We start from the raw sequence: 26,267 nt of genomic DNA, 5'->3' as shown, positions 1-26,267 counted from the left end.
AGTTGCGATCGCAGATTCTCAGGGCCAACTTGATACTGGCAGGACTGATTGTGGCAACTTTCAGCGTATCCATGTTTGCGCTATCGCTGCATGCCACCTACAGGCGCGCCGAATCGGACCTCCTGGCCGCCGCCCAGGAGCTGAATCAGCAGCTGAAGGATCAACCAGATTCACCTTCGTTAGAAGTTTCCGACCTGTATCGTCATCGATTTGGTATGGCCCCACGGGATCATGCCTACATCGCCATGTGGGATCAAATGGGCAGAATACAATTCGCGACGCCTGATCTCCCCGCTCATGCGGTCCCTGCAGATCGTCTGCCGGGTTCCGGCGGTCCGCATCCTTTCGTCGCACGCGCGACCGGTCGATCTCTCGATCTGATTGTTCGAACGCCGCAACGAGGCCAACTTTTGATCGGTCGGCGGTTAGCCAAGGAGTGGGATGGACTCCTTTGGCTAGTTGTCCGATTGCTGGGGCTCAGTGTTTTATGTCTGGCGGGTGCAGCTCTGCTTGCCATTTGGTTGGCAAAGAAAGTGGCTGCTCCGATCGATGAATTAGCAAAAGCGGCCCAGCGCATGACCGATCGGAACTTGAACGAGAGGCTCTTCGTCAACGAGAAATCTTCGATCGAAGTGTTGCAGCTTAGCGATTCACTCAATCAGTTGGTCGAGCGGTTGAGGTTGGCACTTGAACGACAGACGCGATTTGTGGCCGATGCTTCGCACGAATTGCGCACGCCGGTTGCAGTCATTCTGTCACAGGCAGAGCACACGCTTCACAAAGAACGCGATACGGAGACATACAAGGATTCGCTGCGTATGTGTCTTCAATCCGCACGCCGAATGAAGCGGCTTACCGATGATTTACTCTTCCTAGCTAAGGCCGATTCTCAAATGCTTTGCCTTCATTTGGAGCCCCTGGATCTGGGGCAATGCGCCGCGCATACCATCGAATTGCTACGGCCGCTGGCAATGTCGCATTCGGTTCAGATCGAGTGCGAGCTACAGCCTGTGACCATCTACGGCGATCGCGACAGGTTTACTCAAGTGCTTACCAACTTGATTACCAACGCGATCCGCTATAACCGGCTACAGGGTCATGTCACCCTGCGAGTGTTTGCTCGAGATGCAGATGCGGTCATCGAAGTGCAAGACAACGGGATTGGGATCTCCAGTGTCGATTTACCTCATCTATTTGAAAGGTTCTACCAAAGCGATCAGGCCCGTACTCATCATGCTGAGATGGGAATGGGATTGGGGCTGAGTCTCGTTCATGAAATTGTCGTAGCCCATAATGGAACAATCAGTGTTCAATCGGAACCGGAGAAAGGAACGACTTTTACCGTTGTTATTCCTCGAGAGACATGCGTCTAAGTGGAAGAGTCATTCCGGGTGTACCCGGACTGTTGATCGACAATACGCGGAGGACCACGTGTGTTGGTTGGGGTGGGAGCTGGGAGGAGCGGTTCGATTCTCCATCCGTCGAAGGAAGTCGGCGCGAGCTCTCAGTCCGTCGTCACCTTGGTTGGGTCTAGTCAGCGGCAAAGCGCCGAATTGATCAGAACACGAGCGAGCCTTTCCAGGTTACCAGGCAAAGTAGCCCAAGCAATCGTGTCCTATTGAATCACTCTCGCTATTCGATTAATATGCAACCGAAAGGTTGCGGGTAGGGGTGACCACCACGCGACAGAACTTAGGCTTGCATTGAGAGAGGATTTCCATGACGACGAGTAGCACGGACCAAATCAGACGACAGATTGAATTGAATGCTCCGCCAGCGCGCGTTTGGGAAGCACTGACCGACTATCAGAAATTTGGAGCGTGGTTCTGCGTGAATCTGGAGGTTCCATTTGTCGTTGGCAAAAAGGCATACGGACAAATGACTTATCCGGGCTACGAACATTTCAGATTCGAGGTTGAAGTGGTTGCAATCGAGCCCATGACACGTTTCGCTTTCACGTGGCATCCCTATGCCGTGGATCACAATGTGGACTATTCCAATGAAGCGCCAACCACGGTAGAGTTCCAGTTGGAGCCGTCCGGTGTCGGAACCCTTCTGACGGTGGTCGAATCCGGATTCGATTCGGTCCCGGAATGGCGGCGTAGCGAAGCATTTCGCATGAACGAAGGGGGGTGGAAATCGCAAATGAAGAATATTGAGAAGTATCTTGAAAACAAGTAGTTCAACGTGGAAACAGTTTGCCAAGAACGCGCCACTTTTTGCTGCTTTGGGTGATGATACTCGCTTGTCGTTGCTACTTCAGTTGGGAGAAGCAAATCTTGCATCCATCACCCAGCTTTCTGAAGGTCGACCACAAACACGCCAAGCGATCCGTAAGCACTTGCAAATCCTCGAAGACGCTTGTCTCGTCAAGGGCGTTCGTCGCGGTCGAGAGAATCTCTTTCAGGTGAACCCAAAGACGATGGCTGCAGCTTCGCAATCGCTCGCTGCTATCTCACGGCAATGGGATGATGCTCTAGCAAGATTGAAATCGTTCGTGGAAGAATAGCGATGTTAGCCATGGATGCTCCTTGCTTTGCCGTCCCGCAGTGAGTCCATCGGAATGACAGTCCAACTATTTTGATGGCGCGAATGGGGAAACGCTCGATCTTTTAATAGAACGAGCTGAGAACCGGACCGTGGATAACGACGAGCTATTCCAACTGATTGCAACAGGTGAGCTACCTGAGCACGAACAACTGGTTGTCGTACTTGGGCAAAAATCGACTGAAGCTCAGCATGGCCTAACCAAAAAGCCCGCGAGTCGGAAATACGACCCGCGGGTGTTGCGTTCCCATTTGCCGACATTGGATTGGAGCCCAACTCGCGCGAGCAGTGGGATCGTTTCCGATGCAGTCACGAATCGCTGGTGGTTGGCGACTTAGGCTTCCCAAAGTTTCCTCACAACGGTCGAATCGTCTCGAGGTGCTCGGACCTCGCTGTTAACGAAGGACAACCATGATGATTAGGACGCCCGACCGCTCCCATTCTAAAAGTCGGAAGAACGCCTTCTATGTCATGCCGCGTCGATCTCAGGGACACTGATGAACATGGCGTACCTTAACTTGGTGTACCTTCCACAATCCATCCACGATAGATCGCGCCACGTTTCCGGAGGTTGACGGCATCCTGGTATGCAGGGCTATCGTACCATTGGCGGGCAATCTCAACACTTGGGAACTCTACGATCACCACTCCTTCTACGTTGGGGCCCTCGAGAGTTGTATGGGGACCATATGAGGAAAGCACCTTGATGGGAACACCTTCGAGTGTCGCAGGAGCTTTGGACCAATATGATTCGAGTTCAGCGCGATCGATCGTTTTTTCACGAATGAATATCATGTATGCAGGCATAGAATTGTCCTGTGATGGATGAGCTTTGATGGATAAGATGAGCGGTCATAGACCGCCTGTGGCGTGTATGAGTTCACCTGTCAGCCAACTAGATTCTTCGGATGCCAGAAAGACTACCACTCTCGCTATGTCGAGGGGGGGACCAATACGTCCCAGTGGAGTCATACTAACCAACTGTTTCTCGAAGTCGCTGTCGACGCCATAGAGTCCCGATTCTTTGGTACCCTCGCTTAATGTTGCACCTGGGTTGATGGAGTTGACTCTTATTCCTCGCGGTCCTAGCTCCTTTGCAAGAGCGATTGTGACGGCGTTCAAGCCACTCTTGCTGGCTGCATAAATCGAATACATGGGAGCAGGCATCCGAGAAATCGCAGAGCCAATATTGATAATGCTGCCACTAGGACGGAAGTGTTTGAGCGACTCTCGAATCATCAGCAAGGGACCAAGCAGATTTATATGCATTTCGCGGTGGAACTCGTCTTCCGTAACATCCTCGATCGCCATAGCCTGATACACGCCGGCATTATTGACCAGAATATCGATCGCTCCGAATGAATTGGCGGTTTGGTCAAAGATGCGCTTCACATCGACGGCGTTGGAAACGTCACCTTGAATCGGTATGGCCTCGCCGCCTTCGGCAAGGATGGAGCGAACCGTAGCTTCTGCGCCCGTTTTGTCAGAAGCATAGTTAACCACTATCGATGCTCCGGCTTTGGCTAGTTCTAGAGCGATACCCGCTCCAATCCCCTTGGATGCGCCCGTGACCAAGGCTGTTTTTTTGTTCAATTTAGACATGGTATGTCCTCCTGTCCCTTTTGACACCATGGAGGAGGGACTGTGACAAACCCGACGCAAACAATTCTCAGTTGAGATCCAATGAGTCACGAAGACTACGATGTTCGAGCATTTTCCGAAGCCAAGAAATTTGATCCTTGGGTTCGAGGAACGGATGATCGCGAAAGATCGCCGCGTGTTGGTGATCTAGTGACGTGTCGATTTGAGTGTAGGCATCAGCAGCTACCTCTCGTATCTGGCTCAAACGCGGTAGCGAAAAAATCATGTTGTGGGGATCGACATGACCGGCATCGATGAACCCTCTCGTCTTCTTTGGACATCGGCAGGGGATTTTTTCATTGATCAAGCCGCACTGGTTATTCATGAACTGGTACAAATCTCGCCGCGCTCGCGAAAGTGACTGCCGAAAGTTATCGGGTGTCATCTCCAGGATCTCGCTACCGACCGAGTCGCTAACGCCAAATATTTCAGCCAGGACAAATATCAGTCGTTGTCTTCGATCGAGGCACAGAAGCATGCCCATGGTGCAAGAGATCTTCGCTTCTTCCACCAAGAGTGGCACATCCACAGGCACCGACTTCGGATCTGGAAGATTGAGATCAGGTGTTCCGTTGATTGCATCCGCATAGCTTGAAAAAGTGAAGCTCTCGCGATCAGCACCGCGGCGTTTCATGTTCAAAATGTGATTCGAGGTGATCCGATAGAGCCAAGTTCGAAACTTGCTCTCGCCATGAAACGTGCTCAGCCCTGTGATCGCTTTGACGAGGACCTCCTGAGTGACTTCTTCGGCATCATGAGGATGGAAGACCATGCGCACCGCAATGTTGTAAATCCAGGCTTGATGACGAAGAATCAGTTTTTCGAGCGCAGCTTGGTTTCCGCTCTTCGACTGTTCAATCAATTCCCAATCGGTCGACTCGTCGACGGCCTCTGCAAACGGGTTGTGCATCTTTTCTATCCTTCACACTTTATGAGCCCAAGGGGATAAAACGTCGGTCGATCCTTGGACACCAATTTTTGCAGACCGTGACAGAGCAAGCCGTGATTGGGGGGAAGAAATCATCAGTTCTCGGTTTATTCAAAGAATTCCCCATCCAGGATGGCCCGGACAAAGAAATGAATTTCCGAGCTTCCATGGAATTCAGTTGTGCCGGTTCCCTGCGCGATTGATTCCAGTTTATTGGAGAATCGATGGCAATCGGTAGAGAGGACGCAACAGATCGAGTGCATCTTCGCGTCATCGAAGCGACGTAGATCCATGGTATTCAATCCCTCGCACTTTCTAGAACAGGCTTGGATACATTTTTGGGAAGGCAATTGAAATTCACTCTGCGTTTGAGCTCGGATGGAGAGAATGGATTGACGCCAGCGTCGCTTCAAGTATCTCTGTCGAGAGTTCTTGATCATCGACAGCTCGAGCTAGCACCAATGCGCCTACGAGACTTGAGTAGACGGCTAGAGCTCGTTCTCTTTTCAATCGTTTGGATTTTGTGGGTATCAGTGTTGATAGCACCTCAATGGCAGAACGAATGGCCTTTGTAAACGCAGCGCGAACGGGAGAGCTGTTTCGCGCCACTTCCGTACCTAACGCTGCTATCACGCAGCCCTCTCCGGGATGGTCTCGATGCGTTGTCGATAGATATCTCTCCGCTATGGCGCCCAACGCGTCCTTTCCGCCAAGCTCCACCGTTTGGTTGAGGATGTCCTGTGACTTTTGAAGAGCTCTCGAGCACGCTTGTTCGATCAAATCCTCTTTTGACGCAAAGTTCCCGTAGAAACCTCCGTGGGTTAAGCCGGCGGCCTTCATCAAGTCGGCGACGCCAACGCCATCGAATCCTCGTTCACGGAATAGTTTCGATGCCACATCGATGATTCGCCCCCTATTTAGGGCGGCTTGTTCCCTGCTGACTCTCATCCGTTGGAAATCCTCGTTACTGGAAAAATCGATCGTTTCGCCGTTGACATTATACATGATGGCCGTAATCTATGCTATAGATGACGGGCGTCATGTAAACGGCGGGCGTCTTCTGGTGAAATTTTGAACATCCAGATATCGAGGTCTGACGTGACGAAACAAGGTGAGAACGTAAGAGTCGCCCTCGTAACAGGTGCATCCTCAGGAATTGGAAAAGCGACAGCTGAGTTGCTGGCGAAGGTTGGTTATAAGGCTTTCGGAACGAGCAGACGGGGGGGCTCTTCGGGTGCTCAGCCATTCGAGATGCTTCCTTTGGATGTGACCAACGACGATTCGGTCAATGCGGCCGTAAGTGAAGTGATTCGGCGCGAAGGACGAATCGACTTGTTGGTCAATAACGCAGGGTTCAGCCTAGCGACGGCAGGAGCGGAGGAAAGTTCGATCGCACAAGTTCAGGCGTTGTTCGACACGAATTTCTTTGGGATCGTTCGCATGAACCGTGCGGTCCTGCCTCAAATGCGCGATCAACAGAGTGGTCGTATCATCAATATTGGCTCCATCGTCGGATTTCTACCTGCTCCGTTCATGGCGTTTTACAGCGCTTCAAAACACGCGGTGGAAGGTTATTCACAATCGCTTGATCATGAGATCCGAACACTGGGTATCCGAGTTGTCGTGATAGAGCCTGCTGGGACCAATACACAAATTGATGCGAATGCATGGAAAGCTGATTCGCATCTGGAGGTCTACCGAGAGGGACGCGAGATAGTTGGCAAACGATTGACCGCAATGATCGAGAAGGGAGATAGCCCCAGCGAAGTTGCTGCAGTTGTGCTGAAAGCTGCGACCGCCGCACGGCCGCATCTTCGTTACACCGTTGGCAGAGAAGCCAGAAAACTCCGTTTGTTTAGCAGTTTTGCGCCGGCCCGACTGTTGGACGCGGCTCTTCGCAAGCAAATGGGACTCAACGCATTAAGGAGACGGTAGGTTCTCTCGTAGGAGTAACCTCACTCCCTATTTCAGATCAATTCGCTTACGCATCATCCAGGTAGTGCGTGTACTGCGTCAAGTACACGAAAGAAGACGCCTGCCGATTCTAATTGTCTCCTTGGAAAAGCAGAGAAACATGAAAGCACTCGTGCTGAGTCGATATGGCAAGATCAATAATATCCGCTTTGCCGATATTCCTCGGCCTGTTCCCAAACCGGATGAAGTAATCGTCCAAGTGCACGCGGCCGGATTGAACCCCATTGACACCATGATTCCAAAAGGAGTGTTCAAGCCGATCATTTCGTTGCCATTGCCCTGCACGCTGGGCAGCGATTTGGCGGGGGTGGTTGTTGAAGTAGGCGTCCGCGTAACGCGGTTCAAACCAGGCGATGCGGTTTTTGCAAGCACCTTTGATATTGGCATGGGCGCTCTCGCCGAGTTTGCAGCGGTGCCCGACGACGTCGTAGCATTCAAGCCCTCGAATCTCAGTTTTATCGAAGCTGCGTCGATTCCCATGGTTGGGCTCACATCATGGCAGGCGTTGAAGGTACGTGCGAATCTCCAGCCCGGTCAAAGAGTATTCATACCGGCGGGCTCTGGGGGTATCGGAACGTTCGCAATCCAACTTGCCAAACATCTCGGAGCGACCGTCGGAACGACAACCAGCACAGGAAATGTCGACTTGGTTCGTAGCCTGGGAGCCGACGAGATCGTTGATTACACGAAACAAGCGTTCGAAGATGTGCTGAAAAACTACGACGTAGTACTAGGGACAATAAGGGGCGATGCGATTGAAAAATCGGTGAGGATTCTACGACCTGGCGGTAAGATCATTTCCCTCGTCGGCCCACCGGACCGGGTATTCGCTCAAGCACGCGGGATGAACTTTCTCATGCGATTCGTTTTCGGACTGCTAAGTCGCAAGATCATTCGGCTGGGAAGAATTCACGGCGCCGAGTATTCATTCTTGTTTGTCCAGCCTGACGGTGAACAACTGGGCGAGATCAGCAATCTACTCGCCGGTGGACGTGTGCGACCGGTGATAGCCAAAACATTTGCATTCGAAAAAGCGAACGAGGCGCTGGCCCATCTGGAGACGGGCCGGGCCAAGGGCAAGGTTGTCGTTGAAATTGCGAGTAACGTCTAAGCACGGGTGCATCCATGGCAACATGTAAACAGGACTTCGCAAGCGGAGGTTCACGGTTTTGAATGCCGTTCATCGGCAGTAGGGCCCGGGGCCAAGCCTTCTGCAAGCCACATGCTTGAGCTCGACATTTGCATGCGACGAGCTCACAGAAGGCCAGGCCGTCAAAACGCATTATGCATGGACGGACCATTGCAGTGGTTGCTCATCCGACTCTCGTTTCACTTCGGTACTGCGTTGTTTGACCAACTGCTTTTCCAACTTTTTCTCGACCTTGGGGTCCCGAGAGTTTCCTTCTGCAACCTGGAGCTCTTGCCCGTTGGTTTCTTTCACTTGCGCCTGCGGGTCGTCGATGTACTCCCAGCATTCGTCCTCTGGCCAAGGGCCATTTCCCTCGTTCCAGGGGCCACGTGCATCCTCGCCTTGTGACATGTTGAAGTAGCTGTGCGTGAATCGAACATCCCCTTGGAAATTCGCGGGCGGGAAATTCGGCTGGATCGTTTCTAACGCTGCTGCGAATTGTTGGAAGTGGGCGATTTCACGCGTCATGAGAAAACGAAGAGTCTCATGAACGTACGGATCGTCTGTGAATTTGAGCAGATTCTCGTAGACGATTTTCGCTCTGGATTCAGCTCCAATATTGGATCGAAGGTCGACCGTTAAGTCTCCGTTCGCATTGATGAATGACCCCGTCCAGGGTACGCCTCGACAATCGGTGAGCAGGGGGCCGCCGCCGGATTCCAATAAGAAGTGCGGGTTCTCAATGGCTTGAGCGATCACGTCTTTCGTCTTGATGGAACGCGATCCCATTTGAGCCACCAAATTACCCTCGGCTGCTCCCTTCAACTCACTGCTCACACCGTCCAGGAGCAGCGTGATCGTCGCGCCCACGATCTCTAAATGACTGAATTCCTCCGTCGCAATATCCATCAGTAGATCGTACTTGTCTGGGTACGCATGACGGCATCCAAAGGCCTGGATGAAGTATTGCAATGCTGCCTTGAGTTCTCCATTCCCGCCGCCAAATTGCTCTAAGAGAAGATTCGCAAACTTGGGATCGGGTTCGGTAACTCGAACGTTAAACTGCAGGTCCTTTACGTGCTGAAACATCTCTTTTTCCTCAACGGAATGGAACGGAGATACTCATCAGAGTAAGGAAGGATGACCGTTCCGTTCGCCGCAAATTGCATTCCGTCGTGAAGGGCATCCTTCAGCGTGGATAGCCAGCTAAACAAGAATTTGTCTGAGAGTGAACGATATCGCCCTACCTCCATCTACTGAGAGTCTACTTTCGCGCTGGACCCGTATCTTCCAGAGGGGAACGTGAGCAGCCAATAATGGTGGTTCAGCATGCATGCAGGATGGTGACCCATCAGCATATCGAATCGGGCTTGAAACTTTTGTGGGAGGATAATGAACGATCGCCATTGAGACTTAGCTTCAGCAGGTTTGTTTCATGTGCGGGCCCACCCGTCCATATCGGAGGAACTGGACACACTGGCAATTGTTGTTAAAGGTCCACCTTTTGCGTGCTCTGCCACAGACTTCGTTACGCTCGGCCATGTCGGTCAAGGGACGACTCGAATCCATTCTTCAGGGAGCACTTGGAAATGCGGACGTCAGACACTCCAATACATATCGATCATGAAGTCGAACTGGTCGACCCTCGGACCGCCTTCGCAGTCCCTCCCTTCAAGAAGCAGAAGGCGATCAAGATGCCCGGTCTGAATCGCGAAATGAATCCTGTCCCAGATCATGGCGAGGATAGCTATCAGGGGCACAACCGATTGCGAGGACTTAATGCATTGGTGACCGGAGGGGACAGTGGAATTGGTCGCGCGATTGCGATTTGTTACGCTCGCGAGGGGGCGAACGTGGCCATCAACTATCTATCCGAGAGCGATGACGCGAACTCGACGATCGAGTTGGTGTCGGAAGCGGGGGTGAAAGGGATTGCAATCGCAGGAGACTTGCGAGAAGAATCGTTCTGCGAGCAAATCATCCAAAACACCATTTCCGAGTTAGGCAGCGTGGATATTTTGGTGAATAACGCAGCGTTTCAGGATACGGCCGAAACGCTGGAGGAGTTTTCTACGGAAGTTTTCGATCGAGTTTTCAAGACGAATATCTACGCACCGTTTTGGTTGTCGCGTGCGGCGCTCCAGCACATCAAGCCAGGCGGGAGCATCATCAATACCGTTTCCATTCAAGGCTACAATCCGTCGGACATGTTACTCCCTTACGCCACGTCCAAGTCCGCTTTGATTGGAATGACCAAGGCCTTAGCGAAATTCGCGATGGAGCGAGGCGTGCGGGTCAACGCCGTCGCACCGGGACCGGTTTGGACGCCCTTCATACCGTCGACGATGCCGTCAGAAACGTTCCAGAACTTTGGTGCAGATACGCTGTTTGGCCGCCCTGCTCAGCCTATCGAATTGGCTCCGTTGTTCGTATGGTTGGCATGTCCCGAATCGAGTTACGTGACCGCCGAAGTCTTTGGCTGCACGGGTGGAAAGACGCCAGTTTAGTGGCCTTGCAAATCAACTAACCCACGACGCATCGTTGTTCTCGAGGGTGGCTGCGTCAGCGCGCTTTTCGGGAGCCAAGACGAATAGAGGGGGTGCTGGAGAGATCGCTCCATAGTGCAATCGCGAGCGACGGGATGGTTCGCATACTAAGTGGGCCACCGCAAGCATCGGTTGTGCGCTCGATGACTTTGACGATTGCCATGATCTTGTCGAATATCCCAAATACTCTGTTTTTGGGAACGGTAGATGCACCATCGATTATTCCATATGGCGACCGAGTGGTTGCCATCTTTTCTTCACCCGACATTCAGGAGTTACTGCGATGTCTAAGTTTCGTTTCAGCTTTGCTTGCCTTGCGATTAGTACACTCTCAGGCCTATCGATTGCCAACGGGCAGCAACCTGCCTCCGGACAGCGGGACGTTCCCATTCAACAAAGGCGTTCCAACGATGGCCAGCCTCCTGTCCAAACGCCAGGGCAAGGCCAAGTACAGCCCGGCACACCCGCCAATCAACGGCCCGGCCAGGTAGGTCGTGACGAAACGCGTCGCAACCGCAGCGACCAGCAAGCGATGACGGTTAAGGATGCTATTGTTCAAAAGCTGCAGAAAGCGAATGAAGCAGAGATTCAACTTGCGAAACTCGCACTGGAAAAATCTGACAATCAAGATGTCAAGAAATTAGCCGAAACCCTTGTTAAAGACCATCAAGAGTGCGTCCAGAAGCTTCAGCAAGGGATTGGGCAGCCACAACAGCAGGACACGCCACGCGTGGCCGGAAGCTCCGTAGCCTTGGTGCCACATGAGCTTTGCAAAATTGCAGAGAAGGCATGCGAGAACTCGCTCGCGATGACGAAGGAAATGCTGACCCAGTATGAAGGGAACGATTTCAACATGGCTTTTCTTGGTCAGCAATGTGTCGCGCACACGATGATGCTTGCTGAGTTGAAGGCGATCGAGAGCGATGGACCCAAAGAGCTCAACGAGTTCGCAAAAGAAGCTCGTAACAAGGTTCAAGAGCATCTTGAGAAATGCAAGCAACTCGCAAAGCAGATTGAGAAGGATAGCGACTCGAAGTCGTAATCGATTTGACGCTTCATTTGTTGAGCCGCGAGCATGAGGTCGAACTCAATCACCTGTGTGATAGAGGACATGCGCGCGGCTTAATTGTTTTTTTTCTCACTGCGAATTACCGGGCGATCCGGGGGGCATGAGAAGGACTGCAGTTACTGGAGAAGTATCTTGTTTTCATGAGAGCCGGGCAAAGCATAGGTGCAGTGCAACGCACAACGAACAAGTTCGGTTCTAGGTACCGCAGCCACAGGACGTAGTCCATGCTCGTCCATCTGCCGCCATGATTGTTTTATGGTTGTGCTGCGGAGGAGTCGTAAGGCTGTTATCGTAACCCCCATAGAAATGGACGGGCGACCAATCGGGACTGATAGGGGGTAGGTCGGGAGCCAGATGTGCGTAGTGCCCATTTGCATAAACTGCTTTTCCACCCACCATGGTAAGAACGCTTTCGATGCTCCGAATCCCGTCGGGCTCTACGGTAAAGTAGTCTTCGGACAGTACAGCTAGGTCCGCAAACTTGCCGACCGATAGTGTTCCTTTTCGGTCATCTTCGTTGCTGAACCATGCGCTGCCGTGCGTGTAGAGTTTCAGAGCTTCTTCGCGGGTCATGCAATCCTCCGAATCGTGCATGACGGTGCCTCCAACCGTTTGGCCTGTCACCATCCACCATAAGCAAGTCCATGGATGGTAGCTGGCGACTCGAGTGCCGTCGGTACCAGCACCAACGGGTATACCCATTTTGAGCATCTTTCGAATGGGAGGGAGTTGCTTCACTTGCTCGACCCCGTATCGGCGAATGAAGTATTCGCCTTGGTAGGCCATGCGGTGTTGAATGGCGATCCCGCCACCGAGACGTTGAATCCGTTCCAGGTTTCGATCGGAAACTGTTTCAGCATGGTCGATAAACCAGCGTAGTTGATCGATCGGGTGCTCACGGTGGACTCGCTCGAAAATGGTAAGAAACCGGTCGATCGATTCATCGTAGGTTGCGTGAATTCTCCAAGGCCATTTGGCTTCGGCCAGCTTCATAACGATTGCTTCCAATTCGCTCTCCATGATGGGTTTCAAATCGGGGCGAGGCTGGAGGAAATTCTCAAAGTCCGCAGCGCTCCAAGCGAGATTCTCTCCAGCTCCGTTGACTCGCAGCAAATCGGAGCCTTGACCAGGTCTTGTCATGCCAAGCCATCGGAGGTAGTCATTCAACTCTTCGCCCGGCTTCTGCGCAAAGAGGCTGTAGGCGATACGCAAGGTGAGGTGACCTTCTTTTTCAAGTTGATTGACAACTGCATAGTCGCTCGGGTAGTTTTGTCCGCCACCACCTGCGTCCGAGACACTTGTTACACCGAACCGATTCAATTCCCGCATGAAGTGTCTGGTGGAATTCAGCTGATCTTCGAAGGATAATTTGGGTGCATTGGCGATCGTTGAATAGAGGATGAGTGCATTCGGCTCGGCGATCAGCAAACCCGTGGGGTTACCGCGTTGATCCTTGGCGATCAATCCTCCCGGCGGGTTCGGGGTATGTTGACCCATGCCTAGCGCTCGAATTGCGGCCTTGTTCAGCATGGCCGAGTCATAAAGGTGGAGCAAAAAGACTGGGGTATCCGGGGCCGCATCGTTCAGCTCTTGAAACGTGGGCATGCGTCCCTCGGCAAATTGAAACTCATTCCAACCGCCGATAACCCGAACCCATTGGGGAGGGGGAGTGCGTCTCGCTTGCTCCTTCAATTGTCGGAGTGCTTGAGTCAGCGTCGGTGTACCATCCCACCGAAGTTCAAGGTTCGCGAACAACCCCGCTCGGATAACATGGAGATGGGAGTCATTGAGACCGGGAATGACACGACGGTTATCGAGATCGATAAGCTGCGTCGATGCGTCAGCTAGACGCTTTATCTCATCATCCGATCCAATGGCTGCGATATGACCATCGGACACTGCCATGGCGGAAACTTCGGGTTTGTTCAAGTCTTGAGTCGTAATTCGGCCGTTGTACAAGACCGTTTGAATGGACATGGGAATGCCTCGTTGCATGTAGGGTTCTACACGCTTGTGGGAGTTTGCGGGAAAACGTAAAGAGATCGCAACTAGACGCGATGCAACCAATTGCGAAACAGCTTGGTGAGCGCAGGCATCATTACCCAAGCGAGCGTTGCAACGACGGCCGCATTGATTGTTAACACACCGAGCAGCCAGTGATACGCTCCAAGAAGGGGCCTCAATGTGCTGGACCAGAAGATGACGGACGGTACGACACCCAAATAAGTGATTACTGCCATTTTCCAGCGAACGGGTGAAGGTCTCCCATCGTTACGAAGAAACGATTCAAGCCCTTCGAGTCGCCGAATGCTCGGCGCCTCTTCGACAAGGTGTGCCGTTTCCGATTTGTATTGTTGATACATGTCCGAATGGTAGAACTCCTCGCTATACCTTTCGCTCTCGAAGGATCGAAGCACTCCAAAGTCGCGGCAGCCGGTTCCGGGCACTGGATAAATCAAATGTACCCCTGTCGTACCTCGATGTTCGAGGGAACGACGCGCGAACTGTGACAGCGCCGCCGCAAATTCGGACTCTCTTCCCTCGCGAACACGAAGAGTGATCGCGAGATGGATTGGCGAGTCGTTCGAATGAGATTGGGAAACGGGCATTTGCGAGCTACGCCTTTTTTGCATCCTGCAGCATATTGAAGCTGGTCATCAGGTTTCGATAGTTCGGCAAGTGATTGGACAGCAGTGTTCCGAGTCCTTGCATGTCGTTGCGCCAATCCCGATGCAATTCGCAAGCAACCGAGAACCAGTTCATCAGTTGGACGCCAGCGGCTGACATGCGTTGCCAGGCTGCTTGTTGAACGGTGGTATTGAAGGTACCTGAGGCGTCGGTTACGACGAAAACGTCATAACCCGCTTCGATGGCCGAGAGGGCAGGAAATGCGACGCACACGTCTGTTACAACGCCTGCGATAATGAGTTGCTTTCGCCCCGTCGCCTGAATCGCTTTAACAAAATCCTCATTGTCCCAAGCGTTGATCTGCCCAGGACGATGAATGAAAGGAGCGTCCGGGAAGCGTTCAACCAGTTCCGGTACGAGTGGTCCATTTGGCCCTTCGTCAAAACTGGTGGTAAGAATCGTTGGCAGTTGAAAAAACCGACCAATGTCCGCCAAGGCGATCACACTGTTTTTGAAATCGTCTGGCGAAAAGTCTTGAACGAGCGAGATCAGGCCTGATTGGTGATCGACCAACAAAAGGACGGCGTCGTCCTTGGAAAGCTTCTTGTACGGTTTTGACATGGTCTTGGTACCTTCGTTTGTGAGAGTTGGAAATCACGATAAAGACGATAACTTTTAATCCTTTATGCTTTGGACAAATGCGAGAACATCTGCGTTGAGTTGGTCACGATGGGTGGATGTCAGTGCGTGAGGTGCTCCTGGATAGACTTGGAGAGTCGCGTTCGGAATAAGTTTAACGGCCACACGAGCGGTAACATCGATCGGAACCACTTGATCGTCATCGCCATGAACGATCAAAGTTGGGATGTCCATTTTCTTGAGATCATCGGTTTGGTCCGTCTGAGAGAAGGCCGCAATACAGTCGTAAAGGTTCTTCAGGCCTGCCTGCATTCCTAAAAGCCAAAATGCGTCTACTGCTCCCTTTGAGACAGAGGAACCGGTGCGGTTGGTACCGAAAAAGGGACCACAAAAGTCTTTGAAAAGTTGTGAGCGATCCTTTAAGAGGTTCGCACGCAGCGTATCGAAGACATCCATTGGGACTCCTTTGGGATTGGTCTCTGATTGGAGCATCACGGGTGTGACAGCACCGATGAGCACTGCTCCTGAAACACGTTCGGTTCCATGCCTTGCGATGTAGCGAGCGACTTCACCACCACCGGTAGAATGTCCCACGTGGACGGCGTTGCGGATGTTTAGGACATCCATGATCGTCGCTAGATCATCCGCGTACGTATTCATGTCGTTTCCGTGCCAAGTCTGGGTGGAAAGTCCGTGACCGCGCCGGTCGTGTGCGATGCAACGATAGCCGCGCGAAGCAAAGTAAAGCATATGCTCGTCCCAAGCGTCGCTGCTGAGGGGCCAACCGTGACTGAACACCAGGGGCTGACCGCTTCCCCAGTCCTTGTAGTATAGGCTGGCTCCATCGTTCGTAGTCACTGTAGGCATTGGATTCCTCACTGGTTCGGTCGGTCTTATAGAGACATGAATTGCTGCAATCGCCCCGATCGCAATCGCCGTACCTCCGTGCGTCCCGGGGTTTCCTCAAACATTTATTTACTAAGGGTAGAGTAGGCCCCAGTCGCACGTTGATCGATGAGCTGCTGCGACTCTTTCAACGCCTGCTTGACTCCCGCGATCGTTTCTTCGTAGTAGGTCGGCCCAGCCTCGACGATCCACGTATTCAATTTGAGCTCGGGTGCAAATCCTTGATTGTGCAAACGGACTTGGGTGTCGTACGCCAGCAGAACGCCTCGTATGACAGCGTTTTCAACATCGCCTGCAGGCAACGAATCGTTCCCTGCATCCTTGATGAGGGGCGCAAAAGCAACTTGCGTCGCACCGATTCGTACAGCTTCGCGAAGTGCTGTGCGTCCAACCGCTTCCATCCGATCTAACGTTAAGTCCGCCTCACCACCGAGGCCGATTAGGAGTAGTTTTTTCGGCTTGATCGAGCCTACGGGAGGCTCGAGAAGCATTGTCTCCAATGCGTCGCCTTTGAACTCCACGCGCTGACGCAGTGAAGTGATGATTCCACCAAGTCGCGTGTCCAGTTCTACGGGAGCACCAAAGAGCTTGGATTTCGCGTTCGGCGTCTCCATAAAGTAGCAGACGATTTGCAGAGGGACGTCCGCATCGTAAGGGCCTTGCATGCGTACAACGATGGGCAGGCCACTAGGACTATCCATTCTGGTCTCCGAAGGGAGACTCTCTTGCGAATGCGTAATGGATGGGAGCCAGTTGGACGCCGCTAGAACGACCAAAATTGTTGCGTATCGACTTTGAAACAAGATATTCCCCTTCGTTGATGAAGTGCGTAAGGACTGGGACTGATCCCATTCACCTGCCGACGTCCAACTAAGCGTTGAGGTAGGACACTGACTTTTGTCGACGATGCTGCTAGAATTGGAATCGATGGCAGAAGCGATTGCGAAAACGCCCGTCCCGCACCGATGGAGTTAGTTATGCTGTCCTATGATGAAGGAAATACGACCGCAATCGTTCGAGAGTATGTTGCTCGTTTGGCCGAATGGCCTTCGGAGATTCCACAAGATGCGATGGTTCGCGAGCTGTTGGAGCGCGCGGTTGGGAGGCTGCATCTTCTTTGTGCAACGGTACTGTATCAACGCTATCCTCGACTAACGCAAGCTCCGCTGAATCTTCAGGTTGAGGAGCTACTTAGCTCGGTCGTCGAACGCTTGATGAAGGCGATGCGAAACGCTCGACCAGCTGGTGTGCGTCAGTTTTTCGCATTAGCGAACCAACATATGCGATGGGAATTGAATGACCTTGCTCGACGCTTAGATAGAGACGATCCGGACGTGCAGTTGATGGAGTCGCTCGCGGTAGCCCCAGAAAGTAGCGGCAGTGAGCTGAGTCAAAGCGCTCGGAGGATGCTGCAGGCCATTGACGAGCTTCCTGAAGAGGAAAGAGAGGTTTTCAGTTTGATTCGCATTCAGAATGTCACGCAATCGGAGGCTGCAGAGATCCTAGACGTATCGGTAAAGACGATTCAACGCCGGTTGAATCGGAGTTTACTTTTGTTGACCGAGTCACTGGAGGATCTTGACTTTGGTACCAGCAACATGGAAGAAGAGCGATAGACGACGGAAGAAGACGGTAGGTACGCAGAAATCGGAGAGCATCGTGTTTGCCATGTTACCTAACTATTTGATGACTTTAGTCGACCTGATGAGATGCGAAAACAAGAACAGGTCACGCGACTACTAGAGTTGATCCTCGAGACGCATTGCGACCCCGCTGAGGCGTGCAAGGAAAGTCCGGAACTCTTGCCTGAGGTGCGTCGGCGATTGAAGCAGCTGAGGAGAGTTGAACAGCAGCTTGATGGTCTATTCCCGAGTTCGGAAGCGTCCAAACCGACCACTACTAGTCGAGAAGCTATTCACCGTCAGCGGCTTCCAACCATTGATGGATATGAAGTCGAAAGCGTGCTAGGAATCGGTGGCATGGGCGTGGTCTATAAGGCGCGTCACCTGAAGCTCAATCGAGTCGTCGCGCTGAAGATGCTTCGCGCCGGGCAATTCGCGACGGAAAGTGAGTTGACGCGATTTGCCCGCGAGTCACAAGCGATCGCAGAGTTGCATTGTCCGCATATCGTACAGGTCCATGACGTAGGTGATGTGGAGGGGCGTCCTTTCTTCACCATGGAGTTGGTAGAGGGAGGGAGTTTATCGGAGCATCTACAAGGCGCACCCCAGGCATCAAGCAAGGCGGCCGATATGGTGCGGATTTTGGCGGACGCAATCCAGTCTGCGCACGCCAAGGGGATCATCCATCGCGATATCAAGCCCGCGAATATTCTGATTACGCGGGACGGGTGTCTCAAAATTGCGGATTTTGGTTTGGCTCGACATGTCGAATGCGATCAGCCTTTAACACTAAGCGGTACTCCGTTGGGAACCCCTAGCTATATGGCGCCGGAGCAAGTTCTCGGCGGGTCTGATTCCGTTGGTCCCTCTGTCGATGTCTATGCATTGGGAGCCGTCTTATACGAAATGCTGACGGGGCGTCCTCCATTCCGAGCAGAATCGGCTGTCGAAACCCAGCGGCAGTTGATTCAGGTTGATCCTGTTCCACCGTCTCGAATCAACACCAGCGTACCTCGCGATTTGGAGACGATTTGTCTCAAGTGTTTGAGCAAGCAACCCAAGAATCGCTACGCGTCTGCCGAGGCCTTGGCATCCGATCTCCGGAGATTCCTTCGAAATGAACCGATCCTCGCTCGTCCGGTGACTCATCTCGAACGCGCGCTTCGTTGGATTCGACGCAATCCCGCTGTTACAGGATTGGCCACAACGGCCGCTGGCTTGGTATTGCTTGCCATCGTTTTTGGGATGCGCGAGTATAGTTCCGCGAAGCAATTAGCGGCCGAATTTGAGCGTTGGGAGCAGCGGCTGGAGTTCGTGAATCGTGTGGAGCAAGAAGGAAGATTCACGGAGGCCCGCGCCATTCTTGGTCGAATGCCTGACGGTGGCTCGGATGCACTTCGCCGTCGAATTCACCAAGCGCAGAGTGAACTGGATCTGGCTGAGCGACTAGACGAGATACGGATGAGTCGAGGAACATTCACTCAGGGAGGTGGTATCGACTACGAAGAATCATGCCGCCGGTATTCAGACGCTTTTAGGAGATGGAGTATTGGAGAGCGCGATGCAAACGTCGACGAAGTTGCTCAAAGAGTTCGACAATCGACAGTTAGCTTCGCATTGATCGCCGCACTGGACGATTGGGCTGCTTGTTCCGATGCAACGACCAGGGATTGGATCCTCCAGGTGTCACGCCGTGCAGATCCCGACCCCTGGCGGGATGAAGTTCGCGATCAAAGCAAGTGGGCAGATATCGAGCATCTCAAATCGCTGGCGGAATCTGCGGAGCTTTCAAAACAACCGATTGCTCTGTTGGTCGCCATGGGAACACGCTGGCGTCGATTAGGTGGTGATCCGAAAGAGTATCTGCAACGCGTTCACCGCAGCTACCCTGACGATTTCTGGCTCAACTTCGAATTGGCTCATCAGCATTTTTCCGACGATCCCGTATCCGCTATGGGCCACAATTTGGCGGCCTTGGCAATACGTCCCAATGCAGCATTGGTGCATTTCAATCTGGGAATGTCGTACGAGCGATTGCAACGTCTCCAAGAAGCTAGTTTTCATTTCCAGCGGACGATCGAACTGGAACCCACGCATAGTTGGGCCGAGTACCGTCTTGGAATCGCGCTCGCAAATTCAGGCAAACTCGAGGAGTCGTTAGAGCACTTGCGGAAAGCCATTGACCTCGACCTGAACTATCACGATGCACGAAACGGACTTCGCATTACGTTGATAAAGCTTGGTCGGTTGGAGGAGGCAGCCATTGTCTGGGAATCGACTCTGATGGATCCCGAATCGACTCACGAAGACGTCGATGGTATCGCAGAACTGTATCTCTATTTAGGGCATGACGAGAAGTATCAAGGTGCCTGCGAACGGATGTGGAATCGCTTCGGTGATTCAACCGATTCGCTGGTATTGGAACGACTGGCACGCGCGTGCTTGTTAAAGCCGCGTTCATTGGAGATTACCAACCGAGCGTCCGAACGGATCGATCATTCGTTAGCTAGTTTGTCCGAGGAGCAAGAGTGGGCAAGGCCCTTCATTCATTTCGCAAAGGCGTTGAGCGAGTATCGCAGGGGACGCTTTGAGGAAGCTATCTCGTTGTTGCAGGGGGACACCCAACATGTTCTCCGGCCTGGACCCGACTTGTTGCTGTCGATGTCACTATTTCAGTTGAATCAGCCTGGTGAGTCCAAGGAGAGACTGCGGATCGCGGAGGAAGAAATGAACCGGCAAAAAATCGTTTGGAACCGAGAGGCTTGGCTCTTTGCCATTCTTCTACGCGAGGCAACGGAACTGCACCAATGCGATCGGTAATGAATCGGAGGGGTGGCAGTCTCGGACATTCCGTTTGTGATGTCGTGCGAGGATTCAAAGAGGGAAATTGGGGGTTGATCGATCACTCGATTGCGTTCCAGAGCTCCAAAACGGATCAATAACCCAGGAGTCGCACGGCGGAGCAGGACGATTGCAGCAATTCTTAAAACAGGATTGCTCGGGGAGGTGAGCGATCATCGACCACATAGGTGCTTCAAGGAGCAGGGCTTCACCTTGTTTCCTTTCTGAGTCCGGTAAGCCGCGAGGAGCCATGAGTCAGTTGAGATTTCTCGCCTCGTTAAACTTTCTCGCGAGTCCATCCCGTTTGCTTTTTATGGTGCCCAGGAAGGAAAGGAGAGTTCGGGGTCTACAATAGTGTACGAACTTATTTACGTGCAGGATGAGATAGCAATAGAGCGTCGGCGTCCCCATGGGAGGGTTGGAGCTTCTCCTTTTTCATCGGCTCTCTACGGAATGGGTAAGTCACTGCAAGGGGGAGGGGGGAGTCATTCGCGTGTTTTATGCGAGAGCGAGATCGTGCCAGGGAGGAAGGTTGTAACGACGAGTCAAACTTTGCTGGTTGACTGCGGCCCTGATAAATAAATTCGCTGGTGCATGATATAGATGGAACATGATTTGCGTAACTTGCCGAGACCATCGCGACTTTCCAAGTGTAAGTACGCATTGCTACAATGGGGCTACCGAAAGCCTTAGATCACCTTTCGTTCGCGGTAGCCACAGTCTCAACCTCGTGTCGAGCATGCCAAGAAGTTCAACAAGACACACCGTTGTCGCAGTCCATTAGCACGGCCGGATCGACTGTTCCAGGCAATGCGAAGATCGAGAAAACGACAGGCCAAGAATTTCGGAATGAAAGAAGATCCACCCAGGAATGTGACGTCTGATGCTATTGAACCGTCTATGGGCGATTCGAGAGGACGGGCGTCGGTCGAAGTCGATTCGACAGCGAGCGAGCGGCCCTACAAGAAGTCAATCATCGTGGGAGTGGGGGCTTCTGCTGGTGGTCTTGATGCATTGGAGCGGATGTTTTCCGTTATGCCGGGCGATACCGGGATGGCGTTTGTCATCGTGCAGCATCTTTCGCCCGACTTCAAGAGCCACATGGACAAATTGTTGTCGAGGGTGACCAGCATCCCTGTGAAGGTCGTTACGGACGGCGAGGTCATTCAGCCAAACACCATTTATCTCCTGCCAACGAAGAAGGAGATGGTGGTCAGCAATGGGAAGCTTTTGCTGACCGAACGCGCTTCCGAAAAGGTTTTGTCCCATCCCATCGATCAGTTCCTGCGTTCGTTGGCGCAGGATGTCGGAAGTCTGACGGCAGCCGTTATCTTGAGCGGTACAGGTAGCGACGGTTCGCGCGGCGTCATAGAGATCGACGAACAAGGCGGATTGACCATTGCGCAAGACCCGGCAACGTGCAGTTTCGATGCGATGCCCACGAATGCTTGTGATACAGGGCGAGTTCGAATGGTGCTGGCTCCGGAGGAGATTGGTGCCGCGTTGAAGAGTTTTTGCGATCACGGGCTTCCTGCGACGCGAATCGACCCGTTGCTCGAGTCCACCGAGATCGAATCGGATGGCTTGACACGAGTCTTTCAGCTGCTGCAGCGGGCGCACAAGATCGATTTTTCGTTGTACAAGTCTGGAACCGTCGGACGGCGGGTACAACGTCGCATTGAACATACCAATCGAAAGAATTTGGAAGAGTATGTGCAGCTGTTGCTCGAGGACAGCAATGAGCTTGACGAGCTGTACAAAGACTTATTGATTGGCGTGACCAAGTTCTTTCGCGATCGCGATGCTTTTCAGTTGGTCAACCAATCGATCATTCCGGAGTTGATCGAAAACTCCAAAAACGGAGTGATTCGAATTTGGGTTTGCGCTTGTGCAACCGGCGAAGAAGCCTATTCGTTGGCGATCCTGCTGTCGGAAGCTATTGCACGGGCCGACAAGAGCGTTGAATTCAAGATTTTTGCGACCGATGCGCACAAGCGTTCGTTGCAATTCGCGGCAACTGCGATCTACCCCAAGTCCTCGCTGGAGGAAGTTTCGCCAGAGCTTCGTGAAAGGTATTTTGTCGCGAGAGAAGATGGATACATGGTGACGTCGGAGCTCCGGCGAACCATTGTTTTCGCTCCGCACAATGTGCTAACGGATCCTCCGTTCACACAAATGGACATGGTGAGCTGTCGCAATATGCTGATTTACCTTCAGCCGCCAGCTCAACGAAAAACGCTTTCTTTGTTCCATTTTGCTTTGAAATTGGGTGGTATTCTGTTTTTGGGGCCGAGCGAATCGCCGGGTGACATCAGCGACGAGTTCGAGCCCGTTGACCCTCACTGGAAGATTTATCGCAAACGTCGTGATATCCGATTACCCGTTGATCTTCGCATGCCACTGAATTCAAGTGGCTTGATCATGCCGCAGGTGAATCGGGGTATGAACCGTGAACCTGCACGAGTCGACGCGCGAGATCTTTTGCCGCCGCTCTATGACGAACTGTTGCGGCGATTTATGCCCCCCAGCGTCGTGGTGGATGATCGATTTGAAATCTTGCATGTTTTTCCGGGCGCTGAGAGTTTTTTACGCGTCGTGGCCGGGCGTCCTTCGTCGAATCTGCTGGATCAAATTCATCCTTCAATGAAGCCGACTTTGGCGGGTGCGATGCGACATGCTCAGCGTGACAACACATCCGTGCGTTACCAGGGAATCGAGCATCCTACGTCCGAAACTCCTTGTTTAGTACAGATGGTCGTGACACCCATGACCATTCAAGCCACCAAATCGTCGTGCTTGCTCGTGCAGTTCGAAAGCGAACGCAAGCCTCCCAAGGAAGCGGGAGATGCTCCGATACCAGTGCAGGACGTCTTGGTCAGCGATATGAACCAAAGTCGCATCGAATCGTTGGAACGCGATCTCGACTACAGCCGTCAGAATTTGCAGGCCACCATTGAGGAACTGGAGACTTCGAATGAAGAGCTGCAGGCCACGAACGAAGAGATGGTTGCAGCCAATGAGGAATTGCAAAGCACTAACGAAGAATTGCATAGCGTCAACGAGGAGCTATACACCGTCAATGCGGAGCATCAGCGTCGTTTAACGGAATTGGATCAAGCGAATGCCGACATGAATAATCTGTTGGCCAGCACGCGAGTGGGCGTCGTTTTTCTCGATAGTGACTTTTATATCCGTCGTTACACCCCAGCGGTCGGGCGGATGTTTTACATGGAGCCACACGATATTGGTCGCAGTTTTGCCAGTTTCCTAGAGCGAATCGGTGACAAGCAATTCATGACCAGACTGGAGGAGGTCAAGTCCAAGCGTGCAGAACGGGAGTGGGACATCAAACTGGATGGCGACGCCTATCTCGTACGGGCTCTGCCATACTGGACGCAAAATGGAATCCTGGGCGTTGTGGTCGCATTCATCAATGTTCAGCCTCTGGCGAAGGCCACGGCCGACTTGGCTCGCTTTAAGTACATGTGCGATGCGTCCTACGATGCGCAGATACTTACGGATAGCGAAGGGAGAATCGCGTATTGCAATTCATCGCTTGCTGAGAAGCTCGGTTATACCGCTCAGGACCTCGAGGGATTGCCCGCCGCTCGATTCGACCGCGAGTTCGAATTGACGAAGTACCAAAATCACTTTGAGACAGCACAAAAAGAGGGGGGGCAGATTTTCGAATCGCGACACATTCGCAAAAATGGGTCCAGCTATCCCGTAGAAGTTTCGTTGACGTACGTGGTTCTCAACGGCGAGGCATATCTTTACTGTCAAGCGAGGGATATCACCTCGCGGTTGGAGGCCGAATCGCATCGGCGACTACTGGAAAGTGCAATCGATCGCGTTGAGAATGGGATCGTCATTACGGATGTTACGCTGCCCGACAATCCAATCACATTCGTTAATCCAGGCTTTAGCCGCATGACGGGCTACACGCTCAGCGAGGCTCGGGGACGCAATTGCCGGTTCCTGCAAGGGGCAGATACGAGTGCGGAATCGGTTCAGAAAATTCGTGAGGCGATTCGGGACGGAAAGTCAGCGAAAGCCAGGTTGTTGAATTATCGCAAAGATGGGCGCAGGTTTTGGAATGAATTGAATATCTCGCCTGTGGAAGACGCGCGCGGCAGAGTGACTCATTTCGTCGGTGTCCAAAACGACGTAACGGAACAGATCGAATTTCAAAGGGCGGTCGAGACCAGTGAGCAGACCATCCGCGCTTTGTTGGATTCGACGGCGGAGGGCATTTACGGCGTCGATCTAAATGGCAATTGTACTTTTTGCAATCCTGCGGCAGCGGAGCTTCTCGGTTACCCATCGCCCGAGGAGCTGATCGGGAAGAATATGCACGATCTGATTCACCATACGAAGTCAGATGGATCAGCTTACCCGCTCGAAGACTGTCCGATTTACCGATGTCTCCATGATGAAGAGCGTACGTCCCAATTTAGCGAGGTCTTTTGGCGTAAAGATGGGAGCTCCATCCCGGTTCAATATTGGAGCCATGTCATTCGGATCAATGAAGTGACATTGGGAGCGGTCGTGACGTTCATCGATATCAGCGATCGTTTATCCGTCGAAAAAGAATTGCGGGAGGCACGCGATCTAGCGAATTCCGCTAGTCTGGCCAAGAGCCAGTTCTTGGCGAACATGAGTCACGAGTTACGCACACCACTGGCTGCTATTTTGGGGTTTACTGAAATACTTAGTCAGGAATTCGATCATCAAGCCGCCAGAGAGAAATTAGAAGCGATTGGACGAAATGGACATTATCTACTTCGGCTATTGAATGATGTATTGGATTTGTCTCGCATCGAAGCGGGCAAAATGAAGATCGATTGCAGTGTTGTCGAGTTGACTGCAGCTCTGGCTGAAGTCGATCGGTTGATGCAGATACGAACTCGGGAATACAAGAATGAATTGAGATTTGTTTTTCAAGGTAAATTGCCCAAGACCATACAAACCGATGGAGCACGACTTCGTCAAATATTGATCAACCTCATCGCAAACGCATTAAAATTTGCCCCCGAGGGCATAGTCGAAGTCCGAGTTTCGATGGTTGACAATGAAACCATCCGATTCGAAGTGGAAGATAACGGTATTGGCATTTCAGAAGATCAGCAACAGCAACTCTTCCAACCATTCTCCCAAGCGTCCGACCAAATTTATCACCGATACGGCGGTACTGGCCTAGGGTTGAGCATCACACAAAGGCTTCTCGATGCTATGGGAGGACAGATCTCTGTCGAAAGCCAGCTGGGAGTGGGGAGCATCTTCACGGTAACTTTGCCCGTCGGACAGGTCGGAGAATACACGGATGTAAGTTCCGGGTCATTGAAGTTTGAACGGGAAGAAGCGATCGAATCCGCAGAGACTGCATCGGAGACGAAGTTAGACGCAAGGATTCTGATCGCAGACGATATGCGAGACGTGCGGTATATTGCCGAGCATGTCTTGAAACGCGCCGGTTGTTCGATCACCGCTGCAGAGAACGGTCAACAGGCAATTGAGTTTATCGAGAAAGCCAAGGCCGAAGGGCGCCCATTCGAACTCGTATTGATGGACGTGCAAATGCCCGTCATGTCGGGAGAGGAAGCCGTGTTAGAGATTCGAAAGCGAGGGTTTAAGACCCCCGTCATCGCCCTTACGGCAGATGCCATGAAGGGAACTAAAGAGCGACTAATCAAAATCGGTTTTAACAACTATCTCAGTAAGCCTGTCAATTTCGCCCAGCTCACGGCAATCGTCGCTCACGAGTTAAAGCGTCGTACGAGCGACGCGTGATTACGAG

Annotated in this window: 22 protein-coding genes; 11 read left to right on the top strand and 11 right to left on the bottom strand. The window is 52.4% G+C overall.

Going from position 1 to position 26,267, the window contains the following annotated elements:
• Positions 1 to 71 precede the first annotated feature (71 nt).
• The 4 genes from VN12_RS05050 (at position 72) to VN12_RS05035 (ending at position 2,885) form a co-directional block, all read left to right on the top strand.
• Positions 72 to 1,373, top strand: a complete 1,302-nt coding sequence (locus VN12_RS05050) for a sensor histidine kinase (protein ID WP_168164228.1) — start codon at positions 72 to 74, stop codon at positions 1,371 to 1,373.
• Between the two features lie 346 nt (positions 1,374 to 1,719).
• Complete coding sequence (locus VN12_RS05045) at positions 1,720 to 2,181, top strand: SRPBCC family protein (RefSeq protein ID WP_146675801.1); 462 nt, start codon at positions 1,720 to 1,722, stop codon at positions 2,179 to 2,181.
• Positions 2,168 to 2,509: an ArsR/SmtB family transcription factor gene (locus VN12_RS05040; RefSeq protein ID WP_205855193.1), complete on the top strand. Its 342-nt coding sequence runs from the start codon at positions 2,168 to 2,170 to the stop codon at positions 2,507 to 2,509. The genes VN12_RS05045 and VN12_RS05040 overlap by 14 nt, the downstream gene beginning before the upstream one ends.
• A gap of 130 nt (positions 2,510 to 2,639) precedes the next feature.
• Entirely contained in the window at positions 2,640 to 2,885 is a 246-nt protein-coding gene (locus VN12_RS05035) for a hypothetical protein (RefSeq protein ID WP_146675800.1), read from the top strand.
• Between the two features lie 175 nt (positions 2,886 to 3,060).
• On the opposite strand, the gene VN12_RS26760 is transcribed toward VN12_RS05035, so the two are convergent.
• From VN12_RS26760 to VN12_RS05010, 5 genes are all read right to left on the bottom strand, one after another.
• Complete coding sequence (locus VN12_RS26760; protein ID WP_409994271.1) at positions 3,061 to 3,342, bottom strand: DUF1330 domain-containing protein; 282 nt, start codon at positions 3,340 to 3,342, stop codon at positions 3,061 to 3,063.
• 57 nt (positions 3,343 to 3,399) lie between these two features.
• Complete coding sequence (locus VN12_RS05025) at positions 3,400 to 4,149, bottom strand: SDR family NAD(P)-dependent oxidoreductase (RefSeq protein WP_146675798.1); 750 nt, start codon at positions 4,147 to 4,149, stop codon at positions 3,400 to 3,402.
• A gap of 67 nt (positions 4,150 to 4,216) precedes the next feature.
• A complete protein-coding gene (locus VN12_RS05020; RefSeq protein WP_146675797.1) occupies positions 4,217 to 5,098 on the bottom strand; it encodes an RNA polymerase sigma factor in 882 nt (293 codons plus the stop codon).
• A 125-nt stretch (positions 5,099 to 5,223) separates the two neighbouring features.
• A complete protein-coding gene (locus tag VN12_RS05015) occupies positions 5,224 to 5,409 on the bottom strand; it encodes a hypothetical protein (protein ID WP_146675796.1) in 186 nt (61 codons plus the stop codon).
• 64 nt (positions 5,410 to 5,473) lie between these two features.
• Positions 5,474 to 6,064 carry a TetR/AcrR family transcriptional regulator gene (locus VN12_RS05010; protein ID WP_146675795.1) on the bottom strand — a complete coding sequence of 197 codons (591 nt, stop codon included), beginning with the start codon at positions 6,062 to 6,064 and terminating at the stop codon, positions 5,474 to 5,476.
• A gap of 150 nt (positions 6,065 to 6,214) precedes the next feature.
• On the opposite strand from VN12_RS05010, the gene VN12_RS05005 reads away from it, so the two are divergent.
• Entirely contained in the window at positions 6,215 to 7,051 is an 837-nt protein-coding gene (locus VN12_RS05005; protein ID WP_146675794.1) for an oxidoreductase, read from the top strand.
• 139 nt (positions 7,052 to 7,190) lie between these two features.
• Positions 7,191 to 8,201: an NADP-dependent oxidoreductase gene (locus VN12_RS05000; protein ID WP_146675793.1), complete on the top strand. Its 1,011-nt coding sequence runs from the start codon at positions 7,191 to 7,193 to the stop codon at positions 8,199 to 8,201.
• A gap of 171 nt (positions 8,202 to 8,372) precedes the next feature.
• Here the strand turns inward: VN12_RS05000 and VN12_RS04995 are convergent, their stop codons facing one another.
• On the bottom strand, positions 8,373 to 9,308 hold the full coding sequence (locus VN12_RS04995) for a manganese catalase family protein (protein ID WP_146675792.1): 936 nt from the start codon (positions 9,306 to 9,308) through the stop codon (positions 8,373 to 8,375).
• Positions 9,309 to 9,808: 500 nt separating this feature from the next.
• On the opposite strand from VN12_RS04995, the gene VN12_RS04990 reads away from it, so the two are divergent.
• A complete protein-coding gene (locus VN12_RS04990) occupies positions 9,809 to 10,726 on the top strand; it encodes an SDR family oxidoreductase (protein ID WP_146675791.1) in 918 nt (305 codons plus the stop codon).
• A 322-nt stretch (positions 10,727 to 11,048) separates the two neighbouring features.
• Positions 11,049 to 11,807: a DUF4142 domain-containing protein gene (locus VN12_RS04985; protein WP_146675790.1), complete on the top strand. Its 759-nt coding sequence runs from the start codon at positions 11,049 to 11,051 to the stop codon at positions 11,805 to 11,807.
• 222 nt (positions 11,808 to 12,029) lie between these two features.
• Here the strand turns inward: VN12_RS04985 and VN12_RS04980 are convergent, their stop codons facing one another.
• The 5 genes from VN12_RS04980 to VN12_RS04960 form a co-directional block, all read right to left on the bottom strand.
• On the bottom strand, positions 12,030 to 13,811 hold the full coding sequence (locus VN12_RS04980) for an amidohydrolase (protein ID WP_146675789.1): 1,782 nt from the start codon (positions 13,809 to 13,811) through the stop codon (positions 12,030 to 12,032).
• 71 nt (positions 13,812 to 13,882) lie between these two features.
• A complete protein-coding gene (locus VN12_RS04975) occupies positions 13,883 to 14,443 on the bottom strand; it encodes an antibiotic biosynthesis monooxygenase (RefSeq protein WP_146675788.1) in 561 nt (186 codons plus the stop codon).
• A gap of 7 nt (positions 14,444 to 14,450) precedes the next feature.
• Positions 14,451 to 15,083, bottom strand: a complete 633-nt coding sequence (ycaC, locus tag VN12_RS04970; RefSeq protein WP_146675787.1) for an isochorismate family cysteine hydrolase YcaC — start codon at positions 15,081 to 15,083, stop codon at positions 14,451 to 14,453.
• A gap of 54 nt (positions 15,084 to 15,137) precedes the next feature.
• Complete coding sequence (locus VN12_RS04965) at positions 15,138 to 15,968, bottom strand: alpha/beta fold hydrolase (RefSeq protein ID WP_146675786.1); 831 nt, start codon at positions 15,966 to 15,968, stop codon at positions 15,138 to 15,140.
• A 104-nt stretch (positions 15,969 to 16,072) separates the two neighbouring features.
• Positions 16,073 to 16,708 carry a M17 family peptidase N-terminal domain-containing protein gene (locus VN12_RS04960; protein WP_146675785.1) on the bottom strand — a complete coding sequence of 212 codons (636 nt, stop codon included), beginning with the start codon at positions 16,706 to 16,708 and terminating at the stop codon, positions 16,073 to 16,075.
• Between the two features lie 276 nt (positions 16,709 to 16,984).
• Between VN12_RS04960 and VN12_RS04955 the strand changes: the two genes are divergently transcribed.
• From VN12_RS04955 to VN12_RS04945, 3 genes are all read left to right on the top strand, one after another.
• Positions 16,985 to 17,623, top strand: a complete 639-nt coding sequence (locus tag VN12_RS04955; protein WP_146675784.1) for a sigma-70 family RNA polymerase sigma factor — start codon at positions 16,985 to 16,987, stop codon at positions 17,621 to 17,623.
• 93 nt (positions 17,624 to 17,716) lie between these two features.
• Positions 17,717 to 20,449, top strand: a complete 2,733-nt coding sequence (locus tag VN12_RS04950) for a protein kinase domain-containing protein (RefSeq protein ID WP_146675783.1) — start codon at positions 17,717 to 17,719, stop codon at positions 20,447 to 20,449.
• A gap of 870 nt (positions 20,450 to 21,319) precedes the next feature.
• A complete protein-coding gene (locus tag VN12_RS04945) occupies positions 21,320 to 26,260 on the top strand; it encodes a PAS domain S-box protein (RefSeq protein WP_168164227.1) in 4,941 nt (1,646 codons plus the stop codon).
• Positions 26,261 to 26,267 lie beyond the last annotated feature (7 nt).

The organism is Pirellula sp. SH-Sr6A (genome assembly GCF_001610875.1).
In the GTDB taxonomy this organism is placed as follows: domain Bacteria; phylum Planctomycetota; class Planctomycetia; order Pirellulales; family Pirellulaceae; genus JBKCUI01.
The sequence above is the reverse complement of the archived record's forward strand: the minus strand, read 5'-3'. Positions and strand labels throughout refer to the sequence as shown.

Bases quoted from the DNA above. Each gene is read 5' to 3' on its own strand.
- VN12_RS05050 (WP_168164228.1), top strand. From the start codon at position 72: ATGTTTGCGCTATCGCTGCATGCCACCTACAGGCGCGCCGAATCGGAC.
- VN12_RS05045 (WP_146675801.1), top strand. From the start codon at position 1,720: ATGACGACGAGTAGCACGGACCAAATCAGACGACAGATTGAATTGAAT.
- VN12_RS26760 (WP_409994271.1), bottom strand. From the start codon at position 3,342: ATGATATTCATTCGTGAAAAAACGATCGATCGCGCTGAACTCGAATCA.
- VN12_RS05025 (WP_146675798.1), bottom strand. From the start codon at position 4,149: ATGTCTAAATTGAACAAAAAAACAGCCTTGGTCACGGGCGCATCCAAG.
- VN12_RS05020 (WP_146675797.1), bottom strand. From the start codon at position 5,098: ATGCACAACCCGTTTGCAGAGGCCGTCGACGAGTCGACCGATTGGGAA.
- VN12_RS05015 (WP_146675796.1), bottom strand. From the start codon at position 5,409: ATGGATCTACGTCGCTTCGATGACGCGAAGATGCACTCGATCTGTTGC.
- VN12_RS05010 (WP_146675795.1), bottom strand. From the start codon at position 6,064: ATGAGAGTCAGCAGGGAACAAGCCGCCCTAAATAGGGGGCGAATCATC.
- VN12_RS05000 (WP_146675793.1), top strand. From the start codon at position 7,191: ATGAAAGCACTCGTGCTGAGTCGATATGGCAAGATCAATAATATCCGC.
- VN12_RS04995 (WP_146675792.1), bottom strand. From the start codon at position 9,308: ATGTTTCAGCACGTAAAGGACCTGCAGTTTAACGTTCGAGTTACCGAA.
- VN12_RS04990 (WP_146675791.1), top strand. From the start codon at position 9,809: ATGCGGACGTCAGACACTCCAATACATATCGATCATGAAGTCGAACTG.
- VN12_RS04985 (WP_146675790.1), top strand. From the start codon at position 11,049: ATGTCTAAGTTTCGTTTCAGCTTTGCTTGCCTTGCGATTAGTACACTC.
- VN12_RS04980 (WP_146675789.1), bottom strand. From the start codon at position 13,811: ATGTCCATTCAAACGGTCTTGTACAACGGCCGAATTACGACTCAAGAC.
- VN12_RS04975 (WP_146675788.1), bottom strand. From the start codon at position 14,443: ATGCCCGTTTCCCAATCTCATTCGAACGACTCGCCAATCCATCTCGCG.
- ycaC (WP_146675787.1), bottom strand. From the start codon at position 15,083: ATGTCAAAACCGTACAAGAAGCTTTCCAAGGACGACGCCGTCCTTTTG.
- VN12_RS04965 (WP_146675786.1), bottom strand. From the start codon at position 15,968: ATGCCTACAGTGACTACGAACGATGGAGCCAGCCTATACTACAAGGAC.
- VN12_RS04960 (WP_146675785.1), bottom strand. From the start codon at position 16,708: ATGGATAGTCCTAGTGGCCTGCCCATCGTTGTACGCATGCAAGGCCCT.
- VN12_RS04955 (WP_146675784.1), top strand. From the start codon at position 16,985: ATGCTGTCCTATGATGAAGGAAATACGACCGCAATCGTTCGAGAGTAT.
- VN12_RS04950 (WP_146675783.1), top strand. From the start codon at position 17,717: ATGCGAAAACAAGAACAGGTCACGCGACTACTAGAGTTGATCCTCGAG.
- VN12_RS04945 (WP_168164227.1), top strand. From the start codon at position 21,320: ATGAAAGAAGATCCACCCAGGAATGTGACGTCTGATGCTATTGAACCG.